Source organism: Demequina iriomotensis (genome assembly GCF_000971395.1).
Lineage (GTDB): Bacteria > Actinomycetota > Actinomycetes > Actinomycetales > Demequinaceae > Demequina > Demequina iriomotensis.
Map to the genome: position 1 here is coordinate 30,788 of NZ_BBME01000020.1, position 16,022 is coordinate 46,809.

Annotated in this window: 13 protein-coding genes; 4 read left to right on the forward strand and 9 right to left on the reverse strand. The window is 72.7% G+C overall.

Annotated elements, in window-relative coordinates:
• Positions 1-90 precede the first annotated feature (90 nt).
• Entirely contained in the window at positions 91-1,074 is a 984-nt protein-coding gene (locus tag AOM09_RS13505; RefSeq protein WP_062389558.1) for a GNAT family N-acetyltransferase, read from the forward strand.
• A complete protein-coding gene (locus tag AOM09_RS13510) occupies positions 1,071-2,720 on the forward strand; it encodes an amidohydrolase (RefSeq protein ID WP_062389561.1) in 1,650 nt (549 codons plus the stop codon). Before AOM09_RS13505 ends, AOM09_RS13510 begins: the two co-directional genes overlap by 4 nt.
• Here AOM09_RS13510 and AOM09_RS13515 read toward each other — a convergent pair.
• Both AOM09_RS13515 and AOM09_RS13520 read right to left on the reverse strand, forming a co-directional pair.
• Positions 2,717-3,289 (reverse strand): hypothetical protein, encoded by a 573-nt coding sequence (locus AOM09_RS13515; RefSeq protein WP_156162379.1) that lies wholly within the window; start codon positions 3,287-3,289, stop codon positions 2,717-2,719. The two genes, AOM09_RS13510 and AOM09_RS13515, sit on opposite strands and share 4 nt — an antisense overlap.
• A gap of 81 nt (positions 3,290-3,370) precedes the next feature.
• Positions 3,371-4,072 (reverse strand): aspartate/glutamate racemase family protein, encoded by a 702-nt coding sequence (locus AOM09_RS13520; RefSeq protein ID WP_062389567.1) that lies wholly within the window; start codon positions 4,070-4,072, stop codon positions 3,371-3,373.
• 87 nt (positions 4,073-4,159) lie between these two features.
• Between AOM09_RS13520 and AOM09_RS13525 the strand changes: the two genes are divergently transcribed.
• Positions 4,160-4,579, forward strand: coding sequence for a heavy metal-responsive transcriptional regulator (locus AOM09_RS13525; RefSeq protein ID WP_062389569.1), 420 nt, complete (start codon positions 4,160-4,162; stop codon positions 4,577-4,579).
• A 9-nt stretch (positions 4,580-4,588) separates the two neighbouring features.
• Positions 4,589-6,952, forward strand: a complete 2,364-nt coding sequence (locus AOM09_RS13530; protein WP_062389572.1) for a heavy metal translocating P-type ATPase — start codon at positions 4,589-4,591, stop codon at positions 6,950-6,952.
• A gap of 162 nt (positions 6,953-7,114) precedes the next feature.
• On the opposite strand, the gene AOM09_RS13535 is transcribed toward AOM09_RS13530, so the two are convergent.
• The 7 genes from AOM09_RS13535 to AOM09_RS13565 form a co-directional block, all read right to left on the reverse strand.
• Entirely contained in the window at positions 7,115-8,260 is a 1,146-nt protein-coding gene (locus AOM09_RS13535; protein WP_062389575.1) for a PrsW family intramembrane metalloprotease, read from the reverse strand.
• Complete coding sequence (locus AOM09_RS15395) at positions 8,257-8,859, reverse strand: hypothetical protein (protein ID WP_062389578.1); 603 nt, start codon at positions 8,857-8,859, stop codon at positions 8,257-8,259. The genes AOM09_RS13535 and AOM09_RS15395 overlap by 4 nt, the downstream gene beginning before the upstream one ends.
• Before the next feature lie 45 nt (positions 8,860-8,904).
• Entirely contained in the window at positions 8,905-10,122 is a 1,218-nt protein-coding gene (gene metZ / locus AOM09_RS13545) for an O-succinylhomoserine sulfhydrylase (protein WP_062389581.1), read from the reverse strand.
• Between the two features lie 313 nt (positions 10,123-10,435).
• Positions 10,436-12,706, reverse strand: a complete 2,271-nt coding sequence (gene yicI / locus AOM09_RS13550; protein WP_062389584.1) for an alpha-xylosidase — start codon at positions 12,704-12,706, stop codon at positions 10,436-10,438.
• Complete coding sequence (locus tag AOM09_RS13555; protein WP_062389587.1) at positions 12,703-13,590, reverse strand: carbohydrate ABC transporter permease; 888 nt, start codon at positions 13,588-13,590, stop codon at positions 12,703-12,705. The genes yicI and AOM09_RS13555 overlap by 4 nt, the downstream gene beginning before the upstream one ends.
• Before the next feature lie 3 nt (positions 13,591-13,593).
• Positions 13,594-14,568, reverse strand: coding sequence for a carbohydrate ABC transporter permease (locus AOM09_RS13560; protein WP_062389590.1), 975 nt, complete (start codon positions 14,566-14,568; stop codon positions 13,594-13,596).
• A 65-nt stretch (positions 14,569-14,633) separates the two neighbouring features.
• On the reverse strand, positions 14,634-15,965 hold the full coding sequence (locus AOM09_RS13565) for an ABC transporter substrate-binding protein (protein WP_062389593.1): 1,332 nt from the start codon (positions 15,963-15,965) through the stop codon (positions 14,634-14,636).
• Positions 15,966-16,022: the final 57 nt, after the last annotated feature.

Sequence of the window (16,022 nt, forward strand, 5' to 3'; positions counted from 1 at the left end):
CATTCTCCCGCCCCGCCCGCGGCGTGTCGCGGCCAACTCCGTTGGCAGTGTCGGGGCGGGGGAGGCGGGTGGGGTGGCTAGCCTGTGCCCATGATCACCATCCGCCGGGTCGCCCCGGACGATGCGGACGCGCACCTGCTCTGGTCCGAGCAGCAGGCCGACCTGGCCCGTCGGTACGCCAGCCCCGACCTGGTGCTCGAGAGCTCCTTCCCGACCCTGGTGGCATCGCTCGTGGGGTACGCCGAGGACGGCGAGCCGGTCGCGAGCGTGGTCCTGCGCTGGTCGCCCTACCCGACCGGCGAGGGCTCGATCGAGATCAAGCGCCTCTGGGTGCGCCCCGCGCATCGCGGCCACGGCCACTCGAAGGTGATGATGGGGGCCGCCGAGGCGATCGCGCGCAAGGCCGGCGCCACGCGCATCGTGCTCGAGACCGGGACCGAGCAGCCCGAGGCGCTGGGCCTCTACGACCGCCTGGGCTACTCGCGCATCGTCCCCTACGGCGAGTACCGCTGCGAGCCCGACTCGGTCTGCTACGGCCTCGAGCTCCCGGTCCGCGTCCTGGTGCTCACCGGACCGATGGGGGCGGGCAAGACCTCGGTCGCGGAGTCGGCGCACTCCGTGCTCGCGCTGCGCGGCGCGCGCACCGCCTTCATCGACGCGGACACGCTGTGCGAGGCGTACCCCTCGCCGCCCGACGACATGGTCAACCAGGCGCTCCTCATGGAGTGCCTCACGGCGCTCGCGCCCGTGCACCGCCGCCACGGCTTCGGCCTCCTGGTGATCCCGCGCATCCTCGAGGACCCGGCCGACCGCGCCGCGCTCGCGCATGCGCTCGCCGGTCCGGGCGGCCCGGCGGAGGTCACGGTGGTGCGGGTGACGGCTCCCCTCGAGGAGCGTGTGGCGCGCCTGCGGCGCCGCGAGACCTCGGAGCGGTGGCTCGACTGGGCCGTGCCGCGCACCGCCGAGCAGGGCGACGAGCTCGAGGAGCTCGCGCTCGAGGACGCGGTGGTCGACAACGCGGGCCGCACGCCCGAGGAGTCGGCGGCCGAGGCGCTCGACGCGGTGGGCTGGTGACCGCGCTCCTCATCCGCGGCGGTCGGCCGTGGTCCGACGGCGGGTCGCTTGCGGGTGACGCCGTCCTGGTGGTCGGCGGTCGCATCGCGGCGGTCGGGGACGGCGACGCGCTCGCGGCGCGGGACGATGCGGCGGGCGCCGAGGTGATCGATGCGGCCGGCGCGCTGATCCATCCGAGCTTCGCCGACGCCCACGTGCATGCCGCGATGGCGGGCATCGAGGCGCTCGGCCTGGACCTCAGCGAGGCTCACGGGGCCCGGGCGTGCCTCGATCGCGTCGCCGCCTACGCCGCGGGCCACGACGGCCCGTGGATCGTGGGCGGCGGCTGGCACATGTCCGACTACGCGGGCGGCACCCCGACCGCGGTGGCGCTGGACGCGGTCACGGGCGATGTGCCCGCGTTCCTGGTCAACGCGGACCACCACGGGGCGTGGGTCAACACCGCGGCGCTGCGCGCGGCAGGGATCTCCGCGAGCACCCCCGATCCCGCCGACGGCCGCATCGAGCGCGACGCCGACGGGAGCCCGACGGGCACGCTCCACGAGGGCGCGATGGCGTTGGTGGAGCGGCACCTGCCTCCCGTGACGGCGGACGATGCGCGGGCCGGGCTGGCGGCGGCCGCCTCCACCCTTCACGGCTTCGGGGTGACGGCCTGGCAGGAGGCGATCGTCGGCGAGTACGGCGGCCACGTCGACGCGACGCCTGCCTATGCGACGCTGATCGGGGAGGGCGCGCTCGCGGCACGCGTCTCGGGCGCCCTCTGGGTGCCCCGCGACCTCACGGTGGACTCCGTGCCCGCGCTGGTCGCCCGCTTCGCGAGGCTGCGCGAGGCGAACGCCGCCGCCGGCTTCGACACGTCGACCGCGAAGATCATGGTCGACGGCGTCGCGGAGAACCGCACCGCCGCGATGCACGAGCCCTACCTGGTCCCGGGCTGCGACTGCGGCACGCGCGCCCCGCAGGTCGAGCGCGGCATCGCCTACTTCTCGACCCCGGTGCTGCGCGCCGTCACGGCGGCGCTCGCGGCCGCAGGCTTCGCGCTGCACTTCCACGCGATCGGCGACCGCGCGGTCACCGAGGCGCTCGACGCGGTCGAGGCGATCCCCGTGCCCGATCGCAACCGTCGCAGGCATCACGTCGCGCACGTCCAGGTGGTCGACCCGGTCGAGGTGCCGCGCTTCGCCGCGCTGGGCGTCACCGTCAACGCGCAGGCGCTGTGGGCGCGCCACGAGGACCAGATGACGGAGCTCACCGTGCCGATCCTGGGAGAGCGCCGCGCGGCGTGGCAGTACCCGTTCGGCTCGTTCCTCCGTGCGGGCGCGGCGCTGGCGATGGGATCCGATTGGCCCGTCTCGACTCCTGACCCGTGGCAGGCGATCCACACCGCGGTGACGCGCCAGGAGCCCGGGTCGGACGCGCCGCCGCTCAACCCGTCCGAGGCGCTCACGCTCTCCCAGGCGCTCCGCGCCTACACGGCGGGATCGCATGCGCTGCTGGGGCTCGAGGGTTCGGGGGTCCTCGAGGTAGGCGCGCGCGCCGACCTGTGCGTGGCGTCGCGAGACCCGTTCGCGGGCGCGCCCGAGGCCATCGCGAGCACCCGCACGGTGGTGACGGTGCTCGGCGGCGACGTGGTGGCGAGGTCCTAGGAGAGGCCCTCGTCGTCGTCCGTCTCGCACGAGTCGCCCGGCATGAGCTGGTAGCCGTAGGTGTCGCGCTCGACCTGGCTGATGATGCCGTTGTCGTAGAGCACCTCGAGGTCCTCGACCGTCGCGGGCTGCTCCGGGTCGACCGGGACGATGCTGAAGATCACCTGGGCGGTGGTGCCGGGCTCGATCACCGCGTCCGCGGGTGCCACGAGCCTGTCCAGCACGTCCTCGGTGTGCTCCCAGGCGTCGTCGGCGGGCCACCGCATCGACCCCACCGCCTGGTCGAGCGCGACGCCCTCGAGGTCGATGCCCGCGTCGATCGAGGCGACGTTGGTGCCCGAGCCGCGCACCTCGGTGACGGCGATCGCGTCGTCGCCCTCGTTGGCGAGCATGCTGCCGAAGTAGACCGTGGCGCCGGGCTCGAGCTCGAGCGCGCAGATCATCGGCGGCCCCTGATACTGACCCCCGCGCCCGCCTACGAGCGGCCCTCCCTCGAAGGGCGCGCAGCCTGCGAGCAGCCCGGCCAGCACCGCGGCCGCCGCGGCGGCCCCCACCCTGCGTCGTCGCATCGTCCCTGCTTCCCTCGGGCGTCCTGAGGGAAACCTAACGCGGCGACGCGCGACGCGCGCGCCCCCACTTGTGGGGACGCGTCATCCCGCGAGCGCGAAGCGCACGGCCGCGTCCGCGTGCAGCGCGAGCGCGTCGAGGTAGGGCGCGTCGACGTCGTCGGCCGTGAGCACCATGGGGATCTCGGTGCAGCCGGCGATGAGGCCCTGCGCACCCGCCGCGAACAGCTCGTCGGCGGCCTGGCGCATGAGCGCCCGTCCCGCATCGTCCACCACCCCGCGGGCGAGGCCGTCGTAGATGAGCGCGTGCACCTCGCTGAGGCGCGGCTCGTCCGGGACGAGCGCCTCGACGCCGCGCGCGGCCAGGCGCTCGCGGTAGAACGGCATGCGCATCGTGAAGCCGGTGCCGAGCAGGGCCACCCGCGAGAGCCCCGCGGTGCGCGCGGCGGCCGCGACCTCGTCGACGATGTGGATGACGGGGACCCCGGCGGCCTCCTGCACCTGGTCCGCGACCAGGTGCATCGTGTTGGCGCAGATGAGGATCGCCTCGGCGCCCCCGTCGGCCAGCCACCGCGCGTCACGCCCGAACGTGGCGGCGAGCCCGTCCCAGTCGCCCGCCGCCTGTGCGCTCTCGATCGCGGCCCACTCGTAGTGGCGGATGAGCAGGTCGGCGCTGGAGCCGGGGAGCGCGGCGGCGACGCCCTCGTGGAGCAGCCGCTCGTACTCGAGCGTCGAGTGCCAGGTGATGCCTCCGAGGAGGCCGATGCGGCGGGGCGAGGTGCGCATGACCCGACCGTACGCGGTGCGCGGGGTGCCGGGGGGTGGGACCCTGGCCCCATTCCCCGCGACGCAACGTTCCCTTACGCTGGAAACATGCAGATCGGCGAGCTTGCCGCGCGAGGCGGCGTCACGGCGAAGACCGTGCGGTACTACGAGAGCATCGGGCTCCTGGACGCGCCCGAGCGGCGCACCAACGGCTATCGCGACTACGGCGAGACGGCCCTCGAGCGGCTGCGCTTCATCCGCGACGCGCAGGCGTCGGGCATGACGCTCGCGGAGACCGGCGACATCCTCCACATGAAGGACCGCGGGGAGAGCACGTGCGAGCACTCGCGCGCGGCGCTCGAGCGCCACCTGCGCGACATCGATGCGCAGATCGCGAGCCTGCTGGCCGCGAAGGCGGAACTCACGGCCTTGGCGCGGCGCGCGGACGCGCTCGACCCTGCCGACTGCAACGATCCCAACCGCTGCCAGGTGCTCGCGCTTGACCTTCCAGCCCACGGGAAGGCCTAGCGTGACGGCATGAGCACCGACACGGCGCCCGCAGGCGCCCCCGAGACCCCCGAGCCGGCCGCGCCGGCCGCGCCGGCCGCCCCGCCCGCGGCCGTCGCGATCGAGCTGTCCGTGGGCGGCATGACCTGCGCCGGCTGCGCCACCGGCATCCAGCGCGGCCTCGCCGCCCTGCCGGGCGTGGGCGGGGCCGACGTCAACATCGCCACCCGCCGCGCGCGCGTGCTGCCCGACGGCACGCTCGAGCCCGCCGAGCTCGAGGACACGATGCGCGCCGCGATCACCGGCCTGGGCTACCAGGTGCTCACCCAGCGCGCGGGGGAGGGCGACGCCGCGCATCGTCCCGCCGCGAGCGGCCTCGACGCCCGCGCCGAGGAGGCCGAGGCGCAGGCCCGCAACGACACCCGGCGGATCGCCGGCTACCGTCGCCGGTTCCTCGTGGCCGCGGTGCTGTCGCTGCCCACGGTGCTCGTGTCGATGATCCCGGCGCTGCACTTCCCGGGCTGGGAGCTGGTCGCGGGCCTGCTCGCGACGCCCGTCGTGTGGTGGGCGGGCTGGCCGTTCCACGTCTCCGCCGTGAAGAGCCTGCGCCACGGCACCACCACCATGGACACCCTGGTGAGCCTGGGCACCGCGGTCGCGTGGACCTGGTCCGTCGCGACCCTGCTCGCGGGCGACCTGGGGCACGTGTACTTCGAGACGGGCGCCGTCATCGTCACGCTCATCGTGCTGGGCAAGTGGCTCGAGGTGCGCTCGACCGCGCATGCGGGCGACGCGATCCGGGCGCTCGGCGCGCGGCAGAGCGCGACCGTGGTGCTCGAGGACGGCACCGAGGTCCCACGCGCCGCCCTCGGCGTCGGGATGCGCTTCCTCGCGCGGCCCGGCGAGGCGATCGCCACGGACGGCGTGGTGGTCGAGGGCGAGGCCGCCGTCGACGCGAGCCTCGTGACCGGCGAGCCCGTGCCGGTCGCGGCGCGCCCCGGCGTCGAGGTGGTCGGCGGCACCATCGCGACCGACGGCGCGCTCACCGTCGAGGCGACGCGCGTGGGCGAGGAGACGATGCTCGCGCAGATCGCCCGCATGGTCGACGAGGCGCAGTCCGGCAAGGCTCGCGTGCAGCGGCTCGCGGATCGCATCGCCGGGATCTTCGTGCCCGTCGTGGTCGCGATCGCGGCGCTCACCGCGGCGGCGTGGCTCATGTGGACCGGCTCCGCCGTGGACGCCATGACGGCCGCGGTCGCGGTGCTCATCATCAGCTGCCCGTGCGCGCTGGGCCTCGCGACCCCCCTCGCGCTCATGGTCGGCACGGGCCGCGGCGCCCAGCTGGGCATCCTGGTCCGCGGCCCTCAGGCGCTCGAGGACGCGCGCCGGCTCCAGACCGTGGTGCTCGACAAGACGGGCACCCTGACCGAGGGCCGGATGGCCCTGGTCGCGACGCATGCCCCGGGCCTGGCGGACGATGCGGCGGGCACCCTGCTCGACGCCGTCGCCTCGGTGGAGGCGCGATCGGAGCATCCGGTGGCGCGCGCGATCGCGGAGTCGCGCGAGGCACGGGTCCCGCTCAAGGGCTTCCGGTCGACGCCCGGCCAGGGCGTGACGGCGACCGTGCAGCGGGCCGGCGTCGACGGCGCGCACGCCGATGTCACCGTCGGCTCGCGACGCCTGTTCGACAGCGTGCCCGCGGAGCTCGACGAGTGGGCCGTCGTGCGCGAGTCGCACGGCGAGACCGTGGTGCTCGCCGGCCGGGCCGCCCCGCTCGGGGGCGGCCTCCTGGGAGGCGCCGCATCGTCCACCCGTGCCCCGCTGGTCGCGGAGATGGCGATCGCGGTGCGCGACCGCGTCAAGGATTCCGCGCCCGAGGCCGTCGCCGCGCTGCGCGGCCTGGGCGTCGAGGTGGTCCTGCTCACGGGGGACAACCGGCGTGCAGCCGAGGCGGTCGGGACGGAGGTCGGCATCGAGCGCGTCATCGCCGAGGTGCTGCCCGGCGACAAGGAGGACGTGGTCCGGTCGCTCCAGGAAGGCGGCCGGCGGGTCGCGATGGTCGGCGACGGCGTGAACGATGCGCCGGCGCTCGCGCGCGCCGACCTGGGCCTCGCGATCGGGACGGGCGCGGACGTCGCGCGCGAGGCGTCCGACCTCACCATCGTCTCGGGCGATCCGCGCGCAGCGGCCGACGCCATCGCGCTGTCGCGGCGCACCTACGCGACGATCCGCGGCAACCTCGTGTGGGCCTTCGCGTACAACGTCGCGGCCATCCCGCTCGCGGCGCTCGGCGTGCTGGACCCCATGATCGCGGCGGCGGCGATGGGGGCGTCGAGCCTGTTCGTGGTGGGCAACTCGCTGTGGCTGCGGAGGTTCCGAGGGCTGCGGGGCTGAGGGGCCCAGCGCGATCCCTGCACCCCCCGCACCCGCGCCCGCGCCCCGGCACCCCGGCACCCCGCGCCCCCGTACCCCGGCACCCCCTCCGCAATGGGGCGCTGACGGTCGCGTTCGAGCCCTGGGCGCGTCCCATGGGGCGCTGACCGCCGCTGGACCGCTCTACCGCCCCACGATCGACCACGCGAGCGACGAGCGCGCCGACGTCACGCGCCCCGCGGCCTCCGCCGCCCTGCTCGAGATCATCCCGTCGCTGTGCGCCGCGACCAGCAGCGCGAGCTGCGCGCGCTGGAGGCGATGCAGATCCCGCGAGGCGGGCCGCCCGTGGCGGTCGCGCATCTCGGCGCGAGCGTGGCGGCGGCGGTTGCGCGTCGACAGCACCTCGAAGTCGGCGGGGCTCACCAGGTGATCGGGCACGGTGACGCGCGCCGTCCGCGCGAACACCGCGCGCTCGCGCAGGTGGCTCACGTGAAGCGTGGTGAGCAGCACCGCGACGATCGGCACGCCCTTGATGAGCGCCGAGCTCACCTGCGTCCCCTGGATCACGGGTGAGTTGAGGAACGCGTGCAGCGCCATCGCTGCGCCGAGCGAGCCGAGCGCCACCGCCCAGCGCTGCAGGGCAGGCGCCACCGAGACGAAGAAGAACGCGATGCCGGCGCCCGCCACCGCCGAGAACGCGGCGTGGCTCCACAGCCCCGCGACGATGCCGCGGAGCACGAACATCTGGGTGACCGTCTCCATGGCGTCGCCCGCGAGCGCGGCGGTCCTTGCGGTGTAGAGGAAGCCCTCGACCACCTGGAACCCCAGGCCGATCATGCCGCCGTAGAACGCGCCGTCCGCGACCGTGCGGATGCGTGAGCCGGGGATCAGCGCGAGCGCGATGACGCCGAGCGCCTTGAGCGGCTCCTCGACCAACGGCGCCGCGATCGAGGACAGCCACAGCGAGTCCTCGCCCATCCGCGCGCCCACGATCGTGTGCATCGACGGCCCCGCGATGTGGGACATCCCCACCGCGACAACGGCGCCCCACAGCAGCGCACCGATCACGTTGATCACCCGGCGCCGCTCGTACAGCTCGAGCAGGTAGACCGCGGAGGCGAACACCAGCCCGTACGCGCCCCACACGGCGGCGGCGTAGAACCCCGACGCGGGGTTGGCGAGCAGCGACTCGAGCACCAGGGGCGCGACCTGGGAGAACGCCACGATGGCGAGCAGCACCATGGTCCAGAACACCCACGAGCGCCCGTCCACGAACGTCGGCGTGCGGGGCCGGAGCGTGCGAGCGCGCGCGCTCGCCTCGCCCGTCACGAGGGCTCCGCGGGGAGCTCGAGGGAGCGGATGACGGTCTGCGCGGACGCCGACGCGGCCTCCCATCCCGCCTGCGGCGTCGTGAGCAGCGCGACCACCTGCCGCGAGCCGTCGGAGACCACCCATGCCTGCCCGGACCGGAGGGGGTCCTGGAGGGCCACGGTCACCGCATCGTCCCCCGCGTCCGTGGTGAAGGCGCGAGGCGACGGCGCGACGGCGATCTCGCCCTGGCCCGCGGAGAGCCATTCGTCGATCACGCCGTCGATGGCCTGCGCGGGGTGGAGGTCGGACTCGTGGGGGACGGTGATGACGAGGCTCGCGCCGCCCTGGGTCAGGGTGGTGACGCCGGGGCTCGCGGCCGCGACCGACCAGTCGTCGGTGACGGACACGGTGGCGCCGCCCCCGATCTCGACGATGCGCGGAGGCGCCGGTGCCGACACGGAGTCCGCGACCGCGGGCACGATCACGGCGTAGACCAGGGCGATCGCCATGACGATCGCGGCGCCCGCGAGCGAGCCGCGTCCGATGAGGCGCAGCGCGAGCGGCTCGGGGGGTTCTGCGGTGGCCGCGCCGGCGGCGGATGAGGCGCCGCTGCTCATGGCTGCGACGCTAACACGGGCAGGTCCCGCCCCCGCGCGGCGGGTCTAGATCGCGTCGAGGGCGCGCGCGAGGTCCTCGCGCAGGTCCTCGACGTCCTCGAGGCCGATGCTCAGCCGCACCGTGGCATCGGACATCCCGACGCGCGCGCGGCGCTCCGGACCGATCTTCCGATGCGTGGTGGTCGCGGGGTGCGTCGCGATCGACTTCGCGTCGCCGAGGTTGTTCGAGATCGCCACCACCTGCAGCGCGTCGAGGAAGCGGAACGCCGCGGCCTTGGCCTCCGGACCGTGGGGGTCGGTGCCGTCGGGAAGCGCGATGTCGATGGTCACCAGGGTGCCGCCCAGGGTCATCTGCGCCTTCGCGCGCTCGTGGTGCGGGTGCGAGGGCAGCAGCGGGTAGCGCGCGACGGCGACCTTGGGGTGCGCGTCGAGCCACGTCGCGAGGTCGAGCGCGGCGGCGGCCTGCGCCTTCACCCGCACGCCGAGCGTCTCGAGCGACTTGCCGAGCACCCAGGCGGTGAACGGGGACATCGTCGCGCCCATCGTGCGGACCATCTGGCGCACCTTGTCGACGTACTCGCGTCCGCCCAGCACCGCGCCGCCCAGCACGCGGCCCTGGCCGTCGATGTGCTTGGTGGCGGAGTAGACGACCGCGTCGGCGCCCAGCGCGAGCGGCTTCTGCCCCAGCGGCGTCGCGAACACGTTGTCCACGATGAACAGCGCGCCCGCGCCCCTGGCGAGGCCGGCGACGAACGGGATGTCGACCACGTCCTGCATGGGGTTGGTGGGCGACTCGCAGAAGACGGCGGTGGCCGGCTCGGCGAGCGCACGCTCCCAGTCATCGTTGACGTGGCCGTCGACGTAGTCGACGCGGATGCCCCAGTTCGCGAAGTACTCGTCGAACGTGGTGATTGAGGTGCCGAACAGCGCGCGCGACGCGACCAGCCGGTCGCCCTGGCGCAGGATCGCGGCGAGCGACACGAACACCGCCGCCATGCCGGTCGCGGTCGCGAAGCAGTCCTCGGCTCCCTCGATCGCGGCGAGGCGCTGCTCGAACATCGTCACCGTCGGGTTGGCGTACCGCGAGTACTGGTAGCGGTCGATCTCGCCGGCGAACGCCGCCTCCGCCTCGCGCGCGGTGGGGTAGACGTAGCCCTGCGTCATGTAGATCGGCTCGGACATCTCATCGAACGGCGACCGGGTGTGGCCGGCGTGCACGGCGAGGGTGTCGGGACGGAGCTGCGGGGCGTCTGCCGGGGTCATGGGGCCAGGCTACCGGGGCGGTCCGGGCCGCTTCGGTGCAGCGTGCCCCCATCCCGGCCGGGCCCGGGTCGCGATGGGGCGCTCACGGTCGATCCGCGGGCTCCGCCGCCTCCCATGGGGCATCTGCGATCGGCGCACCGCTGGCCCCGGCAGCGGATGCCCCATGGCGCGCAGCCGGGTCCGGAAACCGACCGTGAGTGCCCCATTCCGGGGTGGGGGGTGACGGTGGTGGGGGGTGACGGTGGTGGGGTGGGGGCCGAGGCGGCGGACGATGCGGCGGCGGGCTGAGGGGCCCCACCGCCGCATCGTCCCCCTAGGCCTCGCGGACCGCGTAGGTGCGGCCGGAGGCGCCGGACGCCGTGAGCGAGCCCTCGCGCGAGGCGATGGTGACGGTGTCGCTCGAGCCGTCCGACGAGTGGAGGGCGACCTCGCGCGTGGCGGGTCCGCCCGGGTAGACCACCAGCTCGACGTCCGCGAGGTAGTCGTAGTCGGGGCGGTCGTCCCGCGTGCCGCGCGCGAGCACCGCGCCGGGGCGCACGTACAGCGGCATCGAGTCGAACCCGTGCGTCTCGCGCAGCCAGCGGCCGCCCTGCACGCGGTCCCCGGTGAGCAGCGACGTCCACTCGCCCTCGGGCAGGTAGAGGTCGACCGTCCCGGACTCCGACATGACCGGCGCGACCAGGAGGTCCGGGCCGAGCATGTACTGCCGGTCCAGGTGCTGCGTCGCGGGGTCGCCGGGGAACGCGAGGAACATCGGCCGCATCATCGGCAGCCCGGTCTCGGACGTCTCGACCGAGGCGGCGTACAGGTACGGCATGAGCGACAGCTTGAGCTTCGTGAAGGCGCGCGCGACGTCGACGGCCTCGTCGTCGAAGGCCCACGGCACGCGGTAGGAGCCGCTGCCGTGGAGTCGCGAGTGCGAGGACATGAGGCCGAAGGCCAGCCAGCGCTTGAAGACGCCGGCGTCGGGGGTGCCCTCGAAGCCGCCGATGTCGTGGCTCCAGTAGCCGAACCCGGACGACATGAGCGACAGCCCGCCGCGCAGGGTCTCGGCCATCGACACGTACGACGACGAGTTGTCTCCGCCCCAGTGCACGGGCATCGTCTGCCCGCCTGCCGTGCCCGAGCGCGCGAACAGGACCGCCTGCCCCTCGCCCTTCTCCTCGACCAGCGCCTCCCACACGGCCTCGTTGTACAGCTGCGTGTAGAGGTTGTGCATGGTCTGCGGGTCCGAGCCGTCGTGCCACACCACATCGGTGGGGATGCGCTCGCCGAAGTCGGTCTTGATCGCGTCCACGCCCTGGCGCGCGAGGCGGCGGACGAACTCCTGGAACCACGCCCGCGCGTCGGGGTTGGTGAAGTCGACCAGGCCCATGCCGGCCTGCCACAGGTCCCACTGCCACACCGACCCGTCCGCGCGCTTGACCAGGTAGCCGTTCTCGACCCCCTCGCGGAACATCCGGCCGCGCTGCGCGATGTAGGGGTTGATCCACGCGGACACGTGCAGGTCCTTCTCGGTGTGCATCCGCTCGAGCATCGCGTCCGGGTCGGGGAACACGCGCTCGTCCCACACGCCGTCGGTCCAGTTGAACTCGCGCATCCAGAAGCAGTCGTAGTGGAACACCGACAGCGGGATGTCGCGCTCGCGCATGCCGTCGACGAACGACGCCACCGTCGCCTCGCCGTACTGCGTGGTGAACGAGGTCGACAGCCACAGCCCGAACGACCAGTCGGGCACGCGAGGCGGGCGGCCCAGCAGCCGCGTGTACCGCTCCACCGCCTCGGCCGGGGTGGGACCCGCGAACACCAGGTACTCGAGCGACTCGCCGCCGGTCGAGAACTGCACGCGCTCGACGGCCTCGGATCCCACCTCGAAGCTCACGTGCTCGGGGTGGTTGACCAGGACGCCGTAGCCGCGCGACGACAGGTAGAAGGGCACGGACTTGTAGGCCTGCTCGGAGCTGGTGCCGCCGTCGGCGTGCCAGATGTCCACGCTCTGACCGTTCTTCACGAACGGGCCGAAGCGCTCGCCGAGGCCGTAGATGGTCTCGCCGACGCCCAGGTCGAGCTGCTCGTGCACGTAGGCACGATGCGGCGCGAGCCCCGTCTCGGTGTAGCCGGCCACGCCCGCGGGCTCCGCGGGCACCGGAGCGTCCTTGGCGAGCCGCATGTAGCCGACCGAGTGGTGGCCCGAGCCGGTGATGCGCTCGCCGTCGACCTCGAAGTCGAGGCGCCACGGGGCGCCCTGCGCGACGCGCGCGGTGAGGCGCCCGGACGTCAGGGTGCCGCCCGCATCGTCCACCACGGCCACGCCCGCACCCTCGGAGGCGCCGGGCATGCGGAAGCCGGGGGACGGCCGCGCGCCCTGGTGATGGTCGATCCGGACCCGCACCACGCCCTCGAGCGGCGAGGACAGCGTGACCGTGAGCATCGCGCGGTTGAGCACGTCGCCGCGGGACGCGATGACCTTGGTGGGGGCGTGGACCGTGAGGGTGTCGCCCTCGGCCCAGACGTCGTAGGCCTCCTCGGCGTAGAGCGCCTCGACGCCGGGGCGCCGCAGCCAGAATCCGTCGGTGAACTTCACTTCACTGCTCCTGCCGTGATGCCGCGCGTGAGGGTGCGCTGGAAGATGAGGAAGAAGATGATCGTCGGGATGATGCTGATGAGCGTGCCCGCGATGAGGGTGGTCGTGTCGGTCTGGCGCTCGCCGTTGAGTTGCTCGAGCAGCAGCGGCACGGTCAGCGAGTCCGAGGTGTTGAGGAAGGCCAGCGGCAGCAGGAACTCGTTCCACGTCCAGATGAAGAAGAACACCATGAGGACCGAGAGCGTGGGTCGCACCACGGGCACGATGACCGAGCGCAGCGTGCGCCACCGCGTCGCGCCGTCGACGGCGGCCGCCTCGAGGATCTCCTTCGGGAAGGTCCCGAGCAGCGACGACAGCAGGTAGGTGCCGAAGGCCGACTGGATGACGACGAAGGTCAGGATGACCGACCAGGGATTCGACAGCAGGCCCAGGTCGTCGTAGAGCTTGAACAGCGGGTCGAAGAGCATCTCCTGCGGGACCAGGTTCGCCATGAGGAAGACGAGCACGATCCACGTGCGCCCGCGGACGCGGCCGATGCCGATCGCGAACGAGTTGAGCACGGACACGACCACCGCGATGATCGCGACCATCGTGGAGATGAAGATCGAGTTCCACAGCGCGCGCGGGAAGTTCTGGGTCTCCCAGAAGGTGCGGATGCCCTCGAAGCTGAGCGCCTGCGGGAGCTCGAGCGGGCCCGAGTTCGCGTAGTCCTGCGGCGACTTGAAGGCGTTGAGCAGGAGCAGCAGCATCGGGAACACGACGGCGAGCGCGCCGAGGATCGCGAGGATCAGCAGCACCCACTCGGCCGCGGTGCGCGGTCGGGTCTTGTTCCGGCGTCCCTCGGGGGACGATGCGGGCGCGGGGGCCTGGACGGTGGCGGTCATGGCTCAGGCGTCCTTTCGCTCGGCGCGGGTCTGCACGCGGATGAAGATGATGGCGACGATCACGACGAGGATGGTGATGGCCGAGGCGATGGTCGCGGCGTAACCCTTGTCGGTGCCCTTGATGAACTCCTGGTACGCGTAGAACGAGGGCACGTACGTGGACTTCGACGGCCCGCCCTGCGTGAGGATGAACACGGGTGCGAACACCTTGAGCGCGGCGATCGTGGTGGTGAGGGCGACCACGAAGACCTCGGGCCGGATCATCGGCAGCGTGATGGCGCGGAAGCGCTGGAACCAGTTGGCGCCGTCGAGCTCCGCGGCCTCGTACAGCTGCGGGTCGACGCGCTGGAGCGCCGCCATGAAGATCACCACGGGGTAGCCGATCTGGATCCAGATCATCAGCACCATGACCGAGGCCATGGCCGTCGAGTACTGGCCGCCCAGCCAGTTGACCTCGACGGTCGAGCCCGTGATCGCGGACAGGAACTGGTTGAGCACGCCGTCGGAGTTGGGCTTGAGGATCCAGCTGAACATCACGCCCGCGACCGCGATCGGCAGGATCTGGGGCAGGTAGTAGGTGGCGCGCAGGAAGCTCGACAGCTTGGCGCCGAAGCGCCGGCCCACCACGTCGAACAGCAGCGCGGCGATGACGAGGCCCAGCAGGGTGGGGACGATCACCATGGCGATGATCACCAGGACGATGTTCTTGAACGACTGGAGGAACTCCGTGTCGGAGAACAGCGCGATCCAGTTCTCGAGCCCGGCGAAGTGCTCCTCCGCGCGGCCGCCGCGCCAGTGGAAGAAGCTGAGGCGCACGTTGCGCACGATCGGGTAGAAGATCACGAGGCCCACGAGGAGGGCGCCGGGGATGAGGTACAGCCAGTACCCGCGCTTGTTCGCGTCGCGCTGCGGGATGCGGGCCTGCTCGTCGGTGCCGGCGCGAGGGCGCTTGCGCGTGAGGGGAGGGGTCGAGGTCATGAGGAGTCCGTCTCCGGCGGGGGCCCGGTGGTCCCGGGGCCCCCGCCTTGCGAGCGTGCGGGCGGCTAGCGCAGGTCCGCGACGTAGCTCTCGTAGTAGTCCATGAGCTGGTCGTTCGCGCCGGCGCCGTCGACGTCGCCGTTAACGATGCTCTGCATCACGGAGTTGAGGTCGCCGTAGAACGTGGGCGTCGGCCAGTCGGGGTAGAAGGACAGGCCGTCATCGGCGTTGACCTGGTTGAACAGGTCGATGAGCACCTTCGCGTCCTCGTCGGTGATCGACTCGGTGTCGGCCGCGACGGGCAGGCCGCCCGACTCGCCCAGCAGGTTCTGGACCTCGGGTCGCATGGTGATGTCGATGAAGATCTCCGCGAGCTCGGGCTGCTTCGACTCGACCGGGACCACCCAGATGTTGCCGCCCGAGCCGGGCGTCAGCGTGGTGCCGGGCCATTCGGCGATGCCGAAGTCGAAGTCGGTGATGTCCGACAGCATGCGGCCGTACCACCAGGAGCCCGAGTAGAACATCGGCGCCTCGCCGTTGATGAACTGGAGGCCGGCGTCCTCGGCGGTCATGCCGGAGGCGTCCTTGCTGATGTAGCCCTGGTCGACCCAGTCCGTGAGGGTGTCGGAGGCGTAGCTCACCTCGGGGCCGGTCCAGTCGACGGCGTTCTCGTACAGCTGGTAGTCGTTGACCCACTGGCGGTCCGCCTGCGACAGCGCGAGCTGGTACCAGAGCTGCCCCATCGGGTACTCCTGCGCGGAGGTCGTGAGCGGGGTGACGCCCTCGTCGAGGAACGCCTGCATCGCGGTCTCGAGGCCCGCCTCGTCGGTGGGCACCTCGATGCCGTATTCGTCGAACATGTCCTGGTTGAAGTACAGGAACACGAACTCGCCGTAGTTCGGGACGCCGTACCAGGAGCCGGAGCCCATGACGCCGTCCTCGTCGTACTTCGCGATGGTGTCGATGCCGGCGCTGAGCTTGTCGCCCCAGCCGTAGGTCTCGTACGCGTCGTCGAGCGGCAGGATCACGCCGGTCGCCGCGAGCTGGCCGGCGGTGCCGTTGCCCTTGTTGTACTCGGAGACGTCGGGCGCGTCCGAGGAGTCGAAGAGCTGCTGCGCCGAGGCGTTGAGGTCCTCGAACGCGGTGGTCTGGAGGTTCACGGTCGCGCCGGTCTCCTCCTCGAAGATCTCGATGGCCTTGTTCCAGGCGATGCCCATCGCGGACTCGTCGCCTTCGTAGTGCATGACGGTGAGGGTCTCGCCCGCCCAGTCGCCGGATCCGCCGCTCGCGCCGGCGGAGGAACCGCCGTCGCCGCCGTCGTCCGAGCCGGAGCATGCCGTGAGAGAGAGCGCGCCTGCCGCGAGCACAGCTGCGGTGGCGCCGATGCGGTACTTCATTGTCCGTTCCTGCTTCCTTGTCGTGGCCACGGGGGCCTGCTGGGTGCATCGTCGGCT